This is a genomic window from Polyangium spumosum (genome assembly GCF_009649845.1).
Lineage (GTDB): Bacteria > Myxococcota_A > Polyangia > Polyangiales > Polyangiaceae > Polyangium > Polyangium spumosum.
In genome coordinates this window covers 371514-386305 of sequence record NZ_WJIE01000001.1, presented here as the reverse complement: position 1 = coordinate 386305, position 14792 = coordinate 371514, and the positions used below count along the sequence as shown (strand labels likewise).

Annotated in this window: 9 protein-coding genes; 6 read left to right on the top strand and 3 right to left on the bottom strand. The window is 71.2% G+C overall.

All coding sequences use genetic code 11. The features are described 5' to 3' along the window. The first annotated feature begins 69 nt into the window (after nt 1-69). Nucleotides 70-588, top strand: a complete 519-nt coding sequence (locus tag GF068_RS01635; RefSeq protein ID WP_153817524.1) for a septal ring lytic transglycosylase RlpA family protein — start codon at nt 70-72, stop codon at nt 586-588. A gap of 33 nt (nt 589-621) precedes the next feature. Here GF068_RS01635 and GF068_RS01630 read toward each other — a convergent pair whose 3' ends face one another. Continuing rightward, a complete protein-coding gene (locus tag GF068_RS01630; protein ID WP_153817523.1) occupies nt 622-2982 on the bottom strand; it encodes a PQQ-binding-like beta-propeller repeat protein in 2361 nt (786 codons plus the stop codon). 101 nt (nt 2983-3083) lie between these two features. Between GF068_RS01630 and GF068_RS01625 the strand changes: the two genes are divergently transcribed. From GF068_RS01625 to GF068_RS01615, 3 genes are all read left to right on the top strand, one after another. Beyond that, nucleotides 3084-4670, top strand: a complete 1587-nt coding sequence (locus GF068_RS01625) for a hypothetical protein (protein ID WP_153817522.1) — start codon at nt 3084-3086, stop codon at nt 4668-4670. Between the two features lie 31 nt (nt 4671-4701). Next, nucleotides 4702-7293, top strand: coding sequence for a dynamin family protein (locus GF068_RS01620; protein ID WP_153817521.1), 2592 nt, complete (start codon nt 4702-4704; stop codon nt 7291-7293). Between the two features lie 118 nt (nt 7294-7411). Then, nucleotides 7412-9154, top strand: a complete 1743-nt coding sequence (locus GF068_RS01615; protein WP_170319252.1) for an ABC transporter substrate-binding protein — start codon at nt 7412-7414, stop codon at nt 9152-9154. A gap of 140 nt (nt 9155-9294) precedes the next feature. Here GF068_RS01615 and GF068_RS01610 read toward each other — a convergent pair whose 3' ends face one another. Next, the gene (locus GF068_RS01610) at nt 9295-10380 is read right to left on the bottom strand and encodes a PEGA domain-containing protein (RefSeq protein ID WP_153817519.1); all 1086 of its coding nucleotides are present in this window, start codon (nt 10378-10380) and stop codon (nt 9295-9297) included. Continuing rightward, on the bottom strand, nt 10380-12095 hold the full coding sequence (locus GF068_RS01605; protein WP_170319251.1) for a serine/threonine protein kinase: 1716 nt from the start codon (nt 12093-12095) through the stop codon (nt 10380-10382). Before GF068_RS01605 ends, GF068_RS01610 begins: the two co-directional genes overlap by 1 nt. A gap of 347 nt (nt 12096-12442) precedes the next feature. Here GF068_RS01605 and GF068_RS01600 point away from each other — a divergent pair, with 347 nt between their 5' ends. Further along, on the top strand, nt 12443-13630 hold the full coding sequence (locus GF068_RS01600; protein WP_170319250.1) for an FIST signal transduction protein: 1188 nt from the start codon (nt 12443-12445) through the stop codon (nt 13628-13630). Nucleotides 13631-13692: 62 nt separating this feature from the next. Next, nucleotides 13693-14778 (top strand): methyl-accepting chemotaxis protein, encoded by a 1086-nt coding sequence (locus GF068_RS01595; RefSeq protein WP_153817516.1) that lies wholly within the window; start codon nt 13693-13695, stop codon nt 14776-14778. Nucleotides 14779-14792 lie beyond the last annotated feature (14 nt).

Genomic DNA, 14792 nt, shown 5'->3' with positions numbered 1-14792 from the left:
TTGCTTGGAGCTCCCAGCATATCGGGATAGACGGGAGGCGTACGCGCGCCTGCCGCGTGCCTCTCGATCATGCTGGCTCGACGACTCTTTTCAGGGATCGCCCTCGCGACGTTGCTCGGCCTCGCGGGTTGTGGTGGCGGCGCAGAGGCGACGGGGCGAGGGGCGGTCACGCCGGAAGCGGCGCCCGCGGGCAAGCCCGCGGACAAGCCCGCGGACAAGCCCGCGGACAAGCCCGCGACGACGGGTCGCGAGGAGCGCGGCGGGGCGAGTTATTACGCGGACAAGTTCAAGGGTCGGCCCACGGCGAGTGGTGAGCTCTACGAGCCGACGTTGATGACGGCCGCGCACAAGACGCTCCCGTTCGGGACCGTGGTGCTGGTCGAGCGGGTGAGCGACGGTCGTTGGATCGAGGTGCGGATCAACGATCGGGGCCCGCACGTGCGAGGGCGGATCGTCGATCTGTCGCGGCGCGCGGCCGAGGCGCTGGGCATCGTGCGGGCGGGCGTCGCCGACGTCGTGCTGCGTATCGTGTCGATGCCGCCGCCGAAGCCAAAAAAGAAGAAGAAGTCGGCGAAGAAACGTCGGTGAAGGAAGGGGAGGCGCCGATCGCGGCGCCTCCTTTCACACCAGGCGGAGCCGCGGACCGGTGGAGAACGCGGCGATGTGTCCGCTCTCCTCGACGACGTAGACATCGCAACGCTCGTCCACGCGGAAGAGGTCGGGCACGAGGTCGGCGGGGACGCGGCCGAGGAGCTTTCCGTCGCGGGGGCGAACGACGAAGAGCTCGCTCTGCGGGACGAAGAGGGCACCCGAGCGGAGCATGGGTTCGAGCCGTCGCGGCCGGTCGCCTTCGGCGCCGCCGAAGACGTGACGGTAACGCGTCGCGCCGTCCTTTGCGTCGATGGCGACGAGCTCGCCGCCTTCGCTGTTGAGGATGACGGTGCCGTCGACGACGAGGCACGAGGCGGCCGAGGCGCAGGCGACGATGTCGAAGCGCGGGGCGCCGGTGGCGCGATCGAAGCCGACGAGGCCGGTGCCGCGGCGGCCGTGGGTCTGGATGACGACGGTGTCCGGCGCGAGCAGGGGCGCGCCGAGGGGGCGCGTCTCCGCGGGGAGATCGATGCTCCAGCGCGCCGCGCCGGACCAGGGGTCGATGTGATGCAGGCGCGCGCTGCCGCGATCCACGAAGGCGCCGTCGCCGCTGACGGCGAAGAGCGCGTCGTGGTCGACGGTCACGTGCGAGGCGAAGCGGCGGCGATCGCAGAAGCGCCAGACGACCTCACCCGTGAGCACGTCGAGGGCGACGAGGGCGGACTCGCCCGACGCGACGACGAGCAGCTTGCCGGCGCGCCGCAGCCGGAACATGCCGCTGCGCCGCGACGCGTAGCGCCATCGCACCTCGCCGCCGTGCAGGTCGATGGCGGCGAGGTGGCGCGCGCCTTCGCTCACGACGAGCATACGCGGCAGGCCGTGCGTGCTCACGACGACGCCGGAGGTGCTCGCGCCGGCGCGTGGCGTGAGCTGCGTGGTCCAGAGGACGTCGCCCGTCTGCAGGTCGTGCAGGTGGAGGGCGCCTTCGGCCTCCATGCGGGCGAGGCCGAGGGGCGTCATCACGCTCGCGGCGCGAGGCACGGGCCGCGTCCACGCGAGCTCGCCCGTGCGCCGATCGATACACGAGAGCTCGCGCGTGGCGCCGACGACGAGCGCGTCGCCGCAGAGGAAGGTGGCGCGCAGATCGATCGAGGGGATCGCGGCGAACCAGCGCGGGGTGTAGCGCAGGCGGCTCGACGCGAGGGTCTCGTCCTCGGGCGGCTGCGGCGGCCGGAGCAGGGATGCGGCGAAGGCGCGGTAGCCCTCGGGCGCGTCGTTGATCTTGGAGTCGTCACGCGTGAGGTCGCGCATGCGCTCGCCGAGCTCGCGCACCTTCGTGCGGAACGCGGAGAGGCGGAGGTTCTGCGCCTGCGCGCGGTCGCGGCGGACGACGCTCCGCGCGAGGGCGCGGCCGAAGGCGACGACGCTCTGCACGAGCGCGCCCACGTCGACGGCGGGGAACGTCCACACGTGGCCGCGCTCGTCGGCGCCGCGGCGCGGCATGCCGATCGTGAGCGAGGCGTGCCCCTCGCCCTGGATACGCACGGCGCAGACGGCGCCGCCGACGGTGAGGCGACGGTAGTAAGGCCGGCCGAGGGCCCACGCCGAGAGCGCTTCGATCGTGATCTCCACGAGCTGCTCGGCGAAGAGGAAGACGAACACGTCGGGCAGCTCGCGCGCGTGCTCGGCGACGATGACGCGCAGCTTGCCGCGGAAGAGGAGCGCGAAGAGGTCGGCGCGTTGTACGGCCGTCTCCGCCGACGCCGAGGGCGCGGGCGTGCGCATGAGGATGTCGGCGGCGATGGTGATGGGCACGTCGCCCGTGGGCTCGACCGCGACGACGGCAGGCTCGGCGAGCCCTTCGCCTGCGCCGAACGGCGCGCTCGCGGCGAGGTGCTCGCGCGCCGCGGCGATACGCGCGGCCTCTCCGTAGAGCACGGACCTCGGCGCGTCGCCGTCGAGCGCGGCGAGCGAGGCGATGGCGCTCTGCTCCGAAGGGCGGCCCGCGAGGGCGTCGAGCGCGCCGAGGACGCGGGCGCAGAGGGCGTCACCGTCGACGCGCCGCTCGTGGAGCGCCACCTCGGGCCTCGCGCTCGTTTGCACGAGGGAGACGAGCGCGTCTCGCCCTGCGCGCTCGAGGCCGAGCTCCCAGGGTTCACCGCCGAGGCTCACGCGCACGGCGGCGCGGCGCCTGCGGCACGCGCAGAGGTCGGCTACGGTATAGGCGAGGTCGATCACGAGCGAGGTCGCGTCACGCTCGGGAAGGACGGTGGCGTCTGGCGCGCGATCGAGCACGAGGTCGAAGAGCGCGCGCAGCGCCGGGCTGTCGACCGAGGAGGTCGAGGCAGGCTGGATCTCGGGGCGTCGGGCAACGAGAGTGAGGCCGGTCATCCGTGGCCGAATGCTAAAGAGGCTTCCGGCGCTTCCTAAGTTTTGTGCGTCGATCGTCGCGGAGTGGACAAACCGATGGAGTGTCGCTAGGAGCCCCTGCCGTGCCGGTTTCTTGGCCGCGCGCCCTTTCGATCGCCGCGCTCGGCGCCGCGCTCGCGCTCGCACCGGCGCTCGTGCTTTTCGACTTCACGGTCGACGACGCGCTCATCCCCGCGCGTTACGCGACCCACCTCGCGCGTGGCCTCGGATACCGCTGGAACGCGCACGGCCCGATCACCGACGCCGTCACGCCGCTCGGCTTTCCGTACCTGCTCGCGCCCTTCGCCGCGCGTGGACCCCTGCACGCGCTCGCAGCGGCGAAGGTCCTCGGGCTGCTCGCATGGACAGCGGCGGCGGGGCTGCTCGCCGTCACCGTCGATCGCGCCTCCTCGTCGCGCCTGCGCTGGTCCGCGCTCGTGCTTCTGCCTGCTTCGGCGCCGCTCGCAGCGTGGAGCGTCGCGGGGCTCGAGACGGGCCTCGCCGCGGCGCTCGTCTCGCTCGCGGTGTGCCTCGTCGCGCTCGGTCGCCCCACGCTCGGCGCGTTTCCCGTGGGGCTCGCGGCTGCGCTGCGGCCGGAGCTCTTGCCCTTCGCGCTCCTCGTCGCGATCACGCCGCCGCCGGGGGAGTCGATGCGCCTCGGGCGCGCGCAGATGGTCCGCGTAGCCCTCGCCGCGGCGCCCTTTTTTTGCGTCGTCGCCATCCGCCTCGCCGTGTTTGGTCGTCCGACGCCTCTCGCCGTGCTCGCCAAGCCCTCGGATCCGTGGCTCGGGGCGAAGTATGCGCTCGCCTGCTTCTTGCTCACGGGCCCGCTCGCGCTCGTCGCGCCGCGTGTGTTCCTTCGATCGACGGCGTTCGTGCGTGGGCTCGTGCTCGCCGTCGCCGTCCATTTCGCCGCGGTGGCGGTCGCGGGGGGCGACTGGATGCCGCTCTCGCGCCTCGTCGTCCCCGTGCTCCCCGCGGTGATCCTCGCGGCTGCGCACATCGCCGCCGTCGCGGACGCGCGCATGACGGCGCTGCGGATCACGCTCGTGGTTGCGGGCGAGCTCTTCGTCATGGTGAAGATCGGCCCCGCGGCCGCGCGTGTCGGCAGGGATCGGGCCGCCCTGGTGCGGGAGATCGGCCCCGCGCTCGAGGGCGCTCGCGTCGTCGCGACGCTCGATGCTGGCTGGGTCGGCGCGGCGACCGAGGCGAACATCGTCGATCTCGCGGGGCTCACGGATCCGGCGATCGCCGCCTTGCCGGGCGGGCACACCACGAAGCGGATCGCGCCGGCGATGCTCGACGCGCGTGGCGTGGACTCGCTCGTCCTCCTGCTCGCGCGGGGCGCGCGCGTCGAGGCGCCGTGGACGGCGTCGAGGTTCGATCGCGGCGTCGAGGCGCGGATCGCGAGCTTTCCGGCAATGGCGGAGAGCTTCGTGGTGACCGCGGAGAGCCGCGTGCCCGGCTTGCCGTACGTGGTGCTGCGAAGGCGCGACGTCAGGGGCGAACCCGTCAACGCTCGGGGGCTCCGCGTGGACGAGCCTCGCTCTGCCCCCGAACCCGTCAACACTCGGGGGCTCCGCGCGGACGAGCCTCGCTCTGCCCCCGAACCCGTCAACACTCGGGGGCTCCGCGCGGACGAGCCGCGCTCTGCCCCCGAACCCCCTTGATCCGAAGCCACACCCGGCCTTTGATGCGGCCATGGCGCGGCTCGTCGAAAGCCTATCGAACTTCTTCGGGCGGGTCGAAATCCTGGCGCGTGGCCTCGAGAACGAGCGCCGCGCCGCGGAGCTCGCGCTCCAGCGGGACCGTCCGCTCGAAGCGCGGGACCTCGCGAGGACGATCCTCGCGAGCGTGCCTGGATCGCCGCTCGGACTCGCGCTCTGGGCAGACGCCGCCGAGGACGCGGGCCTCGATCACGAGGCCGCCGAGGCGCTCGCCGAGCTCGCGACGCTCGTGCCATGGCGCGCCGACGTGTGGCTCAGGCTCGGTCAGGCGCGGGCGCGCATGGGCGACATGCGCGCCGCAGAGGCGCTCGAGCGCGCGGCCGACGCGCCTGAAGAGCGTGAAGCCGCGCGGCTCGCGCTGCTCGACCTGTGTGATCGTGACCTCTGGGCCGGCGATCCGGCGCGGGCCGGTCGCTGGCTCGATCGGATCGGTACGCCGCTCGCGGTCATCATGGCGAGCGGGACGGAGCTGCCTGCGGCGCCCGGGGGGGCCGGGGGCGCAGCTCGGCTCGTCCGAGCGGAGCCCTCGAGCGTGGACCGCGAAGTCGCGCTGCGGCGGGCCGAGTGCGCGCTCGCGCTCGGCGACGTGGCCGCGGCTGCGCGGTATGCGCCGGTCCTCGATCCCGAGCGGATCGACGGTCGCGGCGCGCTCGTCCTCGCGCGGCTCGCGTTCGCGGAGGGGCAATGGTCGAGCGCGCTCGACCTCGGCCTGCGCGCCTGCATCCTCGACGCGCCGGGCTCCGCGGAGCTCTTGACCGCGCTCATCGCGAGCTGCCGCGACGTCGTGCTCGTCGATCGAGCGCGCCGCGTCGTGACGGCAGCCGGGCTCCTCGAGGAGCCTGCGTGGGCCGCGGCGTTCGCGTTCGCCGAGGGCCGCCGGGCCGACGCGCGCGCGGCCCTCTCGCGTGGCCTCTCTGCCGGGCACGCAGGCGCCGCGGCCGCGCTGCTCAGGCTCGCCACCGAGACGCGAGACCTCGACGCTCTGCACGCGCTCGCGGCGCGGGATCCGGGCCGCCTGCCCGAGGATCTGCGCACGCTCCGCGAGGGCGCCGTGCTCGCGGCCGAGGGCCGTCATCGCGCGGCGCTCGCCAAGCTCGAGCGCGTCTCGGGCGAGGCCGCCGCGTGGGCCGCCGAGATCGCGAGCGGCGTCATCACGAGCTGGGTCCCGGGGGAGGGGATCGCCGCCTGGCCCGATCTGCTCGACGAGCTCGGCCGCTCCGCGCGCGCGCTCGAGCGGCTCGACCTCGTCACGAGCGTGGAGGCGATCGCCGTCGAGCGCGAGCGACCGCTGCGCGTCGCCGTCGTGGGCGAGTTCAACGCCGGCAAGAGCACCTTCCTGAACGCGCTGCTCGGCGAGGACGTCGCGCCGACGGGCGTCTTGCCGACGACCGCGACGCTGCACTGGGTCGCGTGGGCGCCGGATCCGTTCGCGCGCATCGTGGTGCGTGGGGCGCCCGATCGCGTCGTACCGCATGCCGGCTTGAAGTCTGCTTTGAAGAGCCTCGCCGCCGATGGCGCGCGGGTCGAGCGGGTCTTCATCTACGCGCCGATCGAGCGGCTCAAGCGCGTGGAGATCCTCGACACGCCGGGCTTCAACGCGCCCGATCCGGATCACATCGCCGCGGCGAGGCAGGCCTTCGACGAGGCGCACGTCGCCGTCTGGCTCCTCGACGCGAGCGGCCCGATGAAGGAGAGCGAGCGGCGCGTGCTCTCCGAGATCGAGGGCCTCGGCGTGCCCGTGCAGATCCTCGTCAACAAGGCCGATCGCCTCTCGCCCGCGGAGCTCGCGCACGTCCTCGTGCACGTGCAGAAGAGCCTCGAGGAGACGGGGATCGGCTCGTACGCGCCGCCGCTCGCGTTCTCCGCGCGGCTCTCCTTGAAGGGAAAGCTCGGCGACGCCGCCGCGCTCGAGGCTTCGGGGTGGGCGGGCGTCGAGGCGCTCTTCGCCGAGCGGATCGTCGATCGCTCCGCGCAGCTACGCGAGCGCGCCCTCCGCCGCAGGGCGCTGCGCATCGCGCGCGAGCTCGCGACGGTCGCGGCCGCGCGCGCCGCGGAGGATCGCACGAAGATCGAGGAGACGCGGGCGACGCACGAGGCGCTCCGCGCGGCCGCGGCCAAGCTTCGCCACGATCGCCGCACGATCGCTGCCTCGATCGAGAACGCCCTCGAGCCTGCGCGGCGCGCGCTCGTCGCGGATCTGCGCCCGCTCGGCGATCTCACCGACGAACGAAAGCGCACCGATCCCGGGCTCGAGGCGTACGTCGAAGAGCGCTTCGTTGCCAGGCTCACGGACCCTCTCGTGCAGGAGATCGCGCGTCACGCCGGCGTCGCCGCGCCGCCTGCGGCCGGGGCTTCGGTGCGCGCGGCGCTCATGGGCGCGGTGGCGGCGCTCCCGGCGCCTGCCGAGCGTGTCGATCGTCCGCTCGGGCGCGTCCTCGAGGCTGCGATCGTGGCCTTCGCGGCCGCGCTCGTGGCCGCGGCGGAGGTCGGCTTGCCCGCGGCGCCCTTCGCGCTCCTCTCGCAACGCGCGGCGATGATCGAGAGCGCGCTCGCCGCGAAGGCGTGAGCCAGCCGGCCCAGGAAAAACGCTCTGGAGGCTCGGCCGCCGCGTATTTCGTACCCATCGCCCGCGTCCGTCCGGGTATCATCCCGCCTCTGGAATGTTGCAGGATCGAGGCAAGATCATGGATTCCTTGTTTGGCGGGAGCGGTGACGTGCAGAAGCGGAACTCTTTTCGACGGGGCATCCTCGGCGTGCTCGCGCTCGCGTCCGGCATCGTCGCGGCCACGCCCTCCTGCTCCGTCATCGTCGACACGAGCACGAAGCAATGCGACGAGCAGACGGCGTGCCCGAGCGGCTACACGTGCGACGCGAGCAACGTCTGCGTGGCGAGCAGCGGCGTGACGTGCGCCAAGACGAGCGATTGCGCGAACGAGACCGACATCTGCCGCAAGGATCCCGGCGCGCAGAGCGGCCTCTGCAAGCCCATCCGTTCGCCGCTCTGCCAGGTCGTCGAGGGAGATTACCGCGTCGACAACGCCTTCGTGATCGGCTCGATCCACCCGACGACGGCGCCCGCGCCCGACGACGTGATCGGCATCTCGATGGAGAACAGCATCAAGCTGGCCATCAACGATCTCGAGAAGACCGCGAACGGCCTGCCGAACCCGGCCGGCCAGACGGGCGTCCGTGAAGTCGTGATGGTCGGCTGCAGCGACGAGGGCCTCGAGGAGAAGAGCGTCGAGGCGGCCAACCACCTCATCGACAACGTCGGCGTGCAAGCGATCATCGGCGGTGCCTTCAGCGGCATCGCCATCAAGACGGCCACGGAGGTGACCATCCCGAAGGGCGTGCTCTTCATCAGCGCCTCGGGCACGAGCCCCTCCATCACCCAGCTCGCCGACAAACCCGCCGGCGCCCCCGCGGGCCTCGTGTGGCGCACGGTCCCCTCGGACAACTTCCAGGCCGAGGCCATCGCGAAATACGTGACGCAGCTCGAAAACGAGATCCGCGCCGAGCTCGCCTTGCAGGCGAGCGACAAGATCAAGGTCGCGGTGCTCCACAAGGGCGACGCGTACGGGACCGGCCTCAAGGACGCGCTGCAGCAGAACCTCGTCTTCAACGGCGTGCCCGCGATCGACAACGGCGCCAATTACATCCTGTCCGATTACGGCAATCCGGACGACGTGATGGGCAACCCGACGAAATACGGGGAGGCCACGAGCGCCGCGATCACGGCCGGCGCGCACATCGTCCTGCTCTTCGGGACCGGCGAGGCGATCACCGAGATCTTCGCGCCGATCGAGGTCGGTTGGAACACGGCGGCCTATCGTCCCCGCTACGTCTTCTCCGACGCGAACTTCTCCGGCGCCCTTGCGGACACCGTCAACGCCGAGAGCAACGCGACGGCGCGCGCCGATTGGCGAAGGCGCACGACGGGCGTCGTCCCCGGGCCGCAGGACGACGATCCGCTCTACAAATCGTTCCGGTTCTCGTACAGCTCGATCTTCGGGCAAGGGCAGGGGGATCCCTCGATCTTCGGCGCGGCCAGCGCGTACGACGCGGCGTACCTGCTCTTTTACGCCGCGGCCACGGTGAAGAACGGGGTGCTCTCCGGGCAGAACCTCGCCGTCGGCATGACCAAGATGTCGTCCGCGGCTACCGAGGAGGCCGAAATCCCCGCGGGTTCGAGTGCGCTCGGCAAGACCCTGAACGCGCTCAGCGACGGGACGTACGAGTCGATCGACTACAGCGGCGCCTTCGGCCCGCTGAACTTCGATTCGGCGACGGGTGAGCCCGCCGCGAACGTGCAGATCTTCTGCCTCGCGGACGACGGCACCGGGAAGGCCGCGCATCAGCTCTCGGGCGAGTACTACGACGCCGACACGAAGGCGCTCGCGGGCACGCCGGCCGCCGCCTGTCAGTGAACGAAGCTCGTTGAAGCGCACGAGACGCCGTCCTCCGGGGCGGCGTCTTCGTTTCGAAGGCGCGCGCGCGGACGAGCGGGCACGAAAAAGGCCGCGATGCCCTGCGGCGCCGCGGCCTCTCGTGTTTCAGCGAGCGACGCTCAGAAGCTGCCGGAGATGTTCACGCCCGTCGGCGACACGCCGAGATCGAGGCGCTTGACGAAGCCCGTCTTCGCGGGCGCCGTGCCCGCGGGTGGCGCCGGATCACGCAAGGTGAAGACCAGCGTCACGACGCCGGCCACGACGGCTGCGCCCGTGAAGATGTCGCTCACGAGCGCCATCGTCCCCGTCGAGCTCGCGGCGTCCTCGAGCGCTTGTTTCGTCGGCGGCGTCTCGCCGGCCTCGAGCGTGCGCAGATCCGCGAGCTCGCTGTTCTTCGAGAGCGCGAGCGCGCCCGTGGCGATCGCGCCGACCGCGAGCGCGCCCGTCACGCCCCATCCCGCCCACGGGATCGACTTGGGCGGCGGGGGCGGCGGGGTCACGGGCCCCGTGCTCGTCGTCGCGGGCGTCGTCGCCGTGGCCGTGGGCAGCGCCGTGGGGGCGGTCCCGGTCTCGGTCGGCTTCGTGATCTCGGCGAGGTCGAGCGTCACCCGCTCGGAGTCGAAGCTCGCGACCTCGATGAGCTTCGACGCGCTCGTGCGCCCTTCTTTCGTCGCCACGATCCGGTGGCGACCGGGGTTGACGAGGATCGGCTTCGCGAAGGGCGTCTTGCCGACGGGCACGTCGTCGATCGTCACGTCGGCGTCCGGGACGCTCGTCGTGATCTCCACGCGCGCGACGCGGGTGCGCAGCTTCTCGATGTCCTTCTCCACGTCGGCGCGGCGCTTCGGATCGATGTTGGCGCCGCCCGCGGCCAGGTACTTCTCGAACGAGATGAGCGCGTTCGCGTAGTCCTGAAGCTGGAAGTAGACGTTCCCGATGTTGTAGAGGACGTTGTAATTCGGGGCGAGCTCGTTGGCGCGGCGGAACTCGACGAGCGCGGCGCGGTAGTCGCCTTCGCCGAAGAGCTCGATGCCACGCTTGAAGCGCCGCGACGCTTCTTCCTTGGCTTCCTTCGTGGGCTCGGCCTGCTTCTCTGCGGGGGCCGGGGTGGGGGCCCCGCCTGCGGGCTGCTGGGCCGACACGACGAGGGGGATGACGGGGAGCGAGAGGGCGACCGCGAGGGCGATGCGTCGGGATTTCTTCATCACTGGTACGGGTTGTTCGGGTCGACGGTGCGGTTCGTCTTCTTGGTGCCGCCGGCCTTCATCGGATCTTCGGCGGTCGGGGGCGGCTGCGGAACGAAGATGACCTTGGTTTTTTCCTTCGCGGTGTCCGCGGGGGGCGTCGTCGTCGCCAGGGGCGTCGCGGCTTGCTGCTCGAGGACCATCTCGATCGTGCGGTTCTTGTCGAACGTCACGTCGCGGCTGCGCGCGGTGAAACCGGTGGCCTCTGCCTTGATGATATGCGTCTTGTCCTCGCGGGGAAACTTGCCGGCGTACGGGTTCGTCGCGAGCTCCTTGCCGTCGAGGAAGATCTTCGCGGAGGGTGGCGTGACGGTGATCGTGACTTCGACTTCGCTCGAGACCGGCGCGACCGTCGCCTGGGGCGGCGGCGCGGGCGGGGGCTTTTGCGTCATGAACCAGACGCCCACGCCTACCGCGGCCACGCCGATGAGCGCGACCGCGCCGAACAGCCCGCGCTTCGATCCCGCGGCGGCCTGCGAGCCCGTGTTCGTCGCGGCCGCCGTCGAGGCCGTGAGCGAGGTGGGCGACGAGACGCCGTTCGTGCGCCGCGTGCCGGGCGAGGAGAGATCCTGGCTCGACATCGCCTCGCGCGCGCCCGTCCGATCGACCGACATCGGGCCCGACGCCGCGCTGCCGTCGAGGTGCGGCAGGTTGATCGACTGGAACTCCGTCGTCGCCAGCGACTTCGCGGCCTTGAGCTGCGCCTCGACGATCTGCCTGATCTTCGAGCGGTTCTCGTCGAAGTGCTTCGCGACGAGCTTGCCGACCTCGCGCAGCGAGCTCTTGTCGCCCATCTCATCGAGCAGCTCCTCGAGCGCGGTCGCGAGATCCGTCGAGGTCGCGTACCTGTCCTCGCGGCGCAGCGCGAGCGCCTTCATCACGATCTTCTCGAGGCCCTCGGGCACGTTCGGATCGACCGAACTCGGCGCGGGGATGTCGCCGTTGATGAGGCGATGCAGGACCGTGAGATCGGGGATGCCCTTCCAGAGGCGCCGGCCCGTCGCGGCCTCCCAGAGCATCACGCCCGCGGAGAAGATGTCCGCGCGCCTGTCGACGCGCTCGCCGCGCGCCTGCTCGGGCGCCATGTACGCGACTTTGCCCTTCACCACGCCGAGGCGCGTCTCGGCCGACGAGTTCATCGCCTTCGCGATGCCGAAGTCGACGACCTTGACCTGCCCGTCGTACGTGACGAACACGTTGTGCGGCGTGACGTCGCGATGCACGACGTTGAGCGGCGTGCCATCGAAATCGGTCAGCTCGTGCGCGTGGTGCAGGCCGGAGAGCATGTCGACGATGATGCGCAGGTGCATCGCGAGCGTGAGCCCGCCGTCGCGGCCGATCCGGTGCAGGATGCGGTTGAGCGGCTGGCCTTCGAGGTACTCCATCGCGATGAAGTACCGATCGCCCTCCTGACCGACCTCGTTCGTCTGCACGACGTTCGGGTGGGACAGCCGCGCCGCGAGCCGCGCTTCATCGAGGAACATGCCGAGGAACTCGGGATCCGTCGCGAGCTGCGGGCGGATCTGCTTGATCACGCAGAGCTTGTTGAACCCTGCAGGTCCCTGCACGACGGCCAGGTAGACCTCGGCCATACCGCCATGGCCGAGCTCGGCGATGAGCCTGTATTTGCCGAGGGTATTGGCCTCGGGCCCCTTCGTGACGCTGGACCCCTCCATGGTCGACATTCACCTCGCTGGAGAGCCGGATCGGATGAGGGCGTGCGTGCTCCAGTACGCACCCCCACTGCAAAGCATGCTACCGAAGATTGCCCCTGGATCGCAATCGATGCGAGTTTTTGGTACGCAAAAAAAAACGGGCACACCGTTCGAGCCCGAAGCGTGGATCCAGGCTCGCATCGAGCCGGTGGCGCAGGGTACATCGATCATCCATGCGCCCCGCGCGAAGACCGATAGGTAGGTGCTCGCGAGGCGTGGCTCGCATCCCGACGACCGCCCGGGCGGCGGTTGACGGAGGGGCCCGAGGTCGGGCACCGTGGGCGCTCGTCGATCGACGGGAGGCGCACATGGCGACAAGGGCGGGTGTCGGTTTCTCGAACGAATCGTCCTCCACAGACGCGGGGACCGCGGCCGCGCAAGAGGCGCTGCGCGCGCTCGGCGGAGGCGAGGCGGACATCGTCTTCGTGTTCGCGTCGACGAACCACGACTACGGCAAGCTCCTGCCCGCGATCCGGAAGATCACGGGCCCGGTGCCGCTCGTCGGCTGCTCGACCGCGGGCGAGTTCACGAGCGCGCACGTCGGGCACGGCTCGGTCGCCGTGATGGCGATCAAGAGCGACGCGATCCGCTTCCGCGTGGGCTTCGGCCGGAACCTCAAGGGCCAGCGGCACGGCGCGACCCTCGAGGCGCTCAAGGCGTTCGCGGCGGAGCACCGCGCCGCGCGCGCGGCCGGCTTCCCGCACGCGACGTGTATCGTGCTGAGCGACGGGCTCGCCGGGCAGGGCGAGGACATCGTGGAGGGCGTGCACGCGTCCGCGGGCATGCTCGCGCAGGTCGTCGGCGGCGCCGCGGCGGACGACGCGAAGTTCGCGCGGACCGACGTGTTCCTCGACGATCGGCACCACACGGACGCGCTCGTCGTGGTGTACGCGTTCTCGAGGACGCCGATCGGCATCGGCGTGCGCCACGGCCTCTCGCCCGCGTGCCCGAGCATGATCGTGACGCGCGCCGCGGGGAACGTGATCCACGAGATCGACGGCCGCCCGGCGCTCTTGGCCTACGAGCGGTTCGCGGCGGGGATCGGCGAGCCGATCACGCCGGCGACCCGCGACGCGTTCATGATCACGCACGAGCTCGGCATGCTCACGTCGAGCGGCGAGTACAAGATCCGGGCGCCGCTCACCGCGAACGAGGACGGCTCGATCGTGATGGCCTCCGAGGTGCCGGTGGGCGCGAGCGTCACGATCATGCGGGGCAGCGAGGAGAAGCTCGTCTCGGCGGCGGAGCACGCGGCGCGCAGCGCGCTCGCGAACCTCGCGGGCGGCAAGCCGGGCGCGGTCCTGGTCTTCGACTGCATTTGCCGCCGGATCTTCCTCGGCGAGCAGTACAAACGTCAGGTCGACGCGTTCCGCTCGGTGGTGGGCCAGGACGTGCCGCTGATCGGCTGGGAGACGTACGGCGAAATCGCGCTCACGCCGGGACAGCAGTCCGGGTGGCACAACTCGACCTCCGTCGTCGCGATCCTGCCCGATTGACGGTTCGACTTTCCGGGTTGAAAAACGGGGCGACCGATCCGAAGCTGAGAAGCGGAGAGCAAGTGGCTGACAAGACGGAATCGAACGAGCAAAAAGAGCGCGATCCTGCGGCCCGCCGCGCGGTCACGCGGCGCAAGATCGACGTCTACCTCGATCGCATCGTCGCGGACGTCGAGGCCATCGCGCGCGGCGACGACGGGCGCGACCTCGCGGCCCCGCCGTCCGACGAGCCCCGCGCGGCGCGCCTGCACGCGGCGCTCTCCACGCTCGTCGAGTCGAACCGGAAGGCCGGACGCGGGGTCACCGCCGCGACGCGGATGCGCACGATCGGCCATCAGGTCGCGGGCACCTTGGCGGAGCTGCTCGCGAGCACGCGCCAGCAGGCCGCGAGCGGCAGCCAGCAAGCCGCGATGGTCAACGACATCACGACGACCATCGAGGAGCTCAACGAGGTCGGGATCCAGAACGTCGAGAAGGCCGAAGGGATCATCCAGATCGCCGAGCAATCGGAGCAGATCTCCCAGGATGGCCAGCGCGACGTCGTCGCCGCGATCGAGGGCATCGATCGCCTGCGCCAGCAGGTCGAGCTCATCGCGGCCAAGATCCTCGATCTGACCGAGCGCACGCAGCAGATCGGCGAGATCATCAGCAGCGTCAACGAGATCGCCGAGCAGAGCAAGCTGCTCGCGCTGAACGCGTCGATCGAGGCCGCGAAGGCCGGCGAGCACGGGCGCGGGTTCGCCGTCGTCGCCCTCGAGATCCGGACGCTCGCCGAGCAGTCGAAGCAAGCGACGCAGCAGGTGCGCTCGATCCTCGGCGAGATCCAGAAGGCGAGCCACAGCGCGGCGATGGTCACGGAGGAGGGCTCGAAGGCCGCGACCGAGGGCAGCTCGAAGGTGCGCCGCATCGGCGAGCGCCTCGGGCAGCTCGTCTACGTGATCAACCAGACGACCCGCGCGGCCCGACAGATCACGGGGGCGATGCGGCAGCAGAGCCTCGGCCTCGAGCAGATCGCCCAGGGCATGAAGCAGATCAACATGGCCACGCAGGAGACGAAGCTCAGCGTGGAGCAGGCCGAGGCGGCGCTCGATCGGCTGAGCCGGTTGACGGAGCCGATCCGGGTCCAAGACCACGGCACGGAGGCTTGAGCTTGGACGGCGGG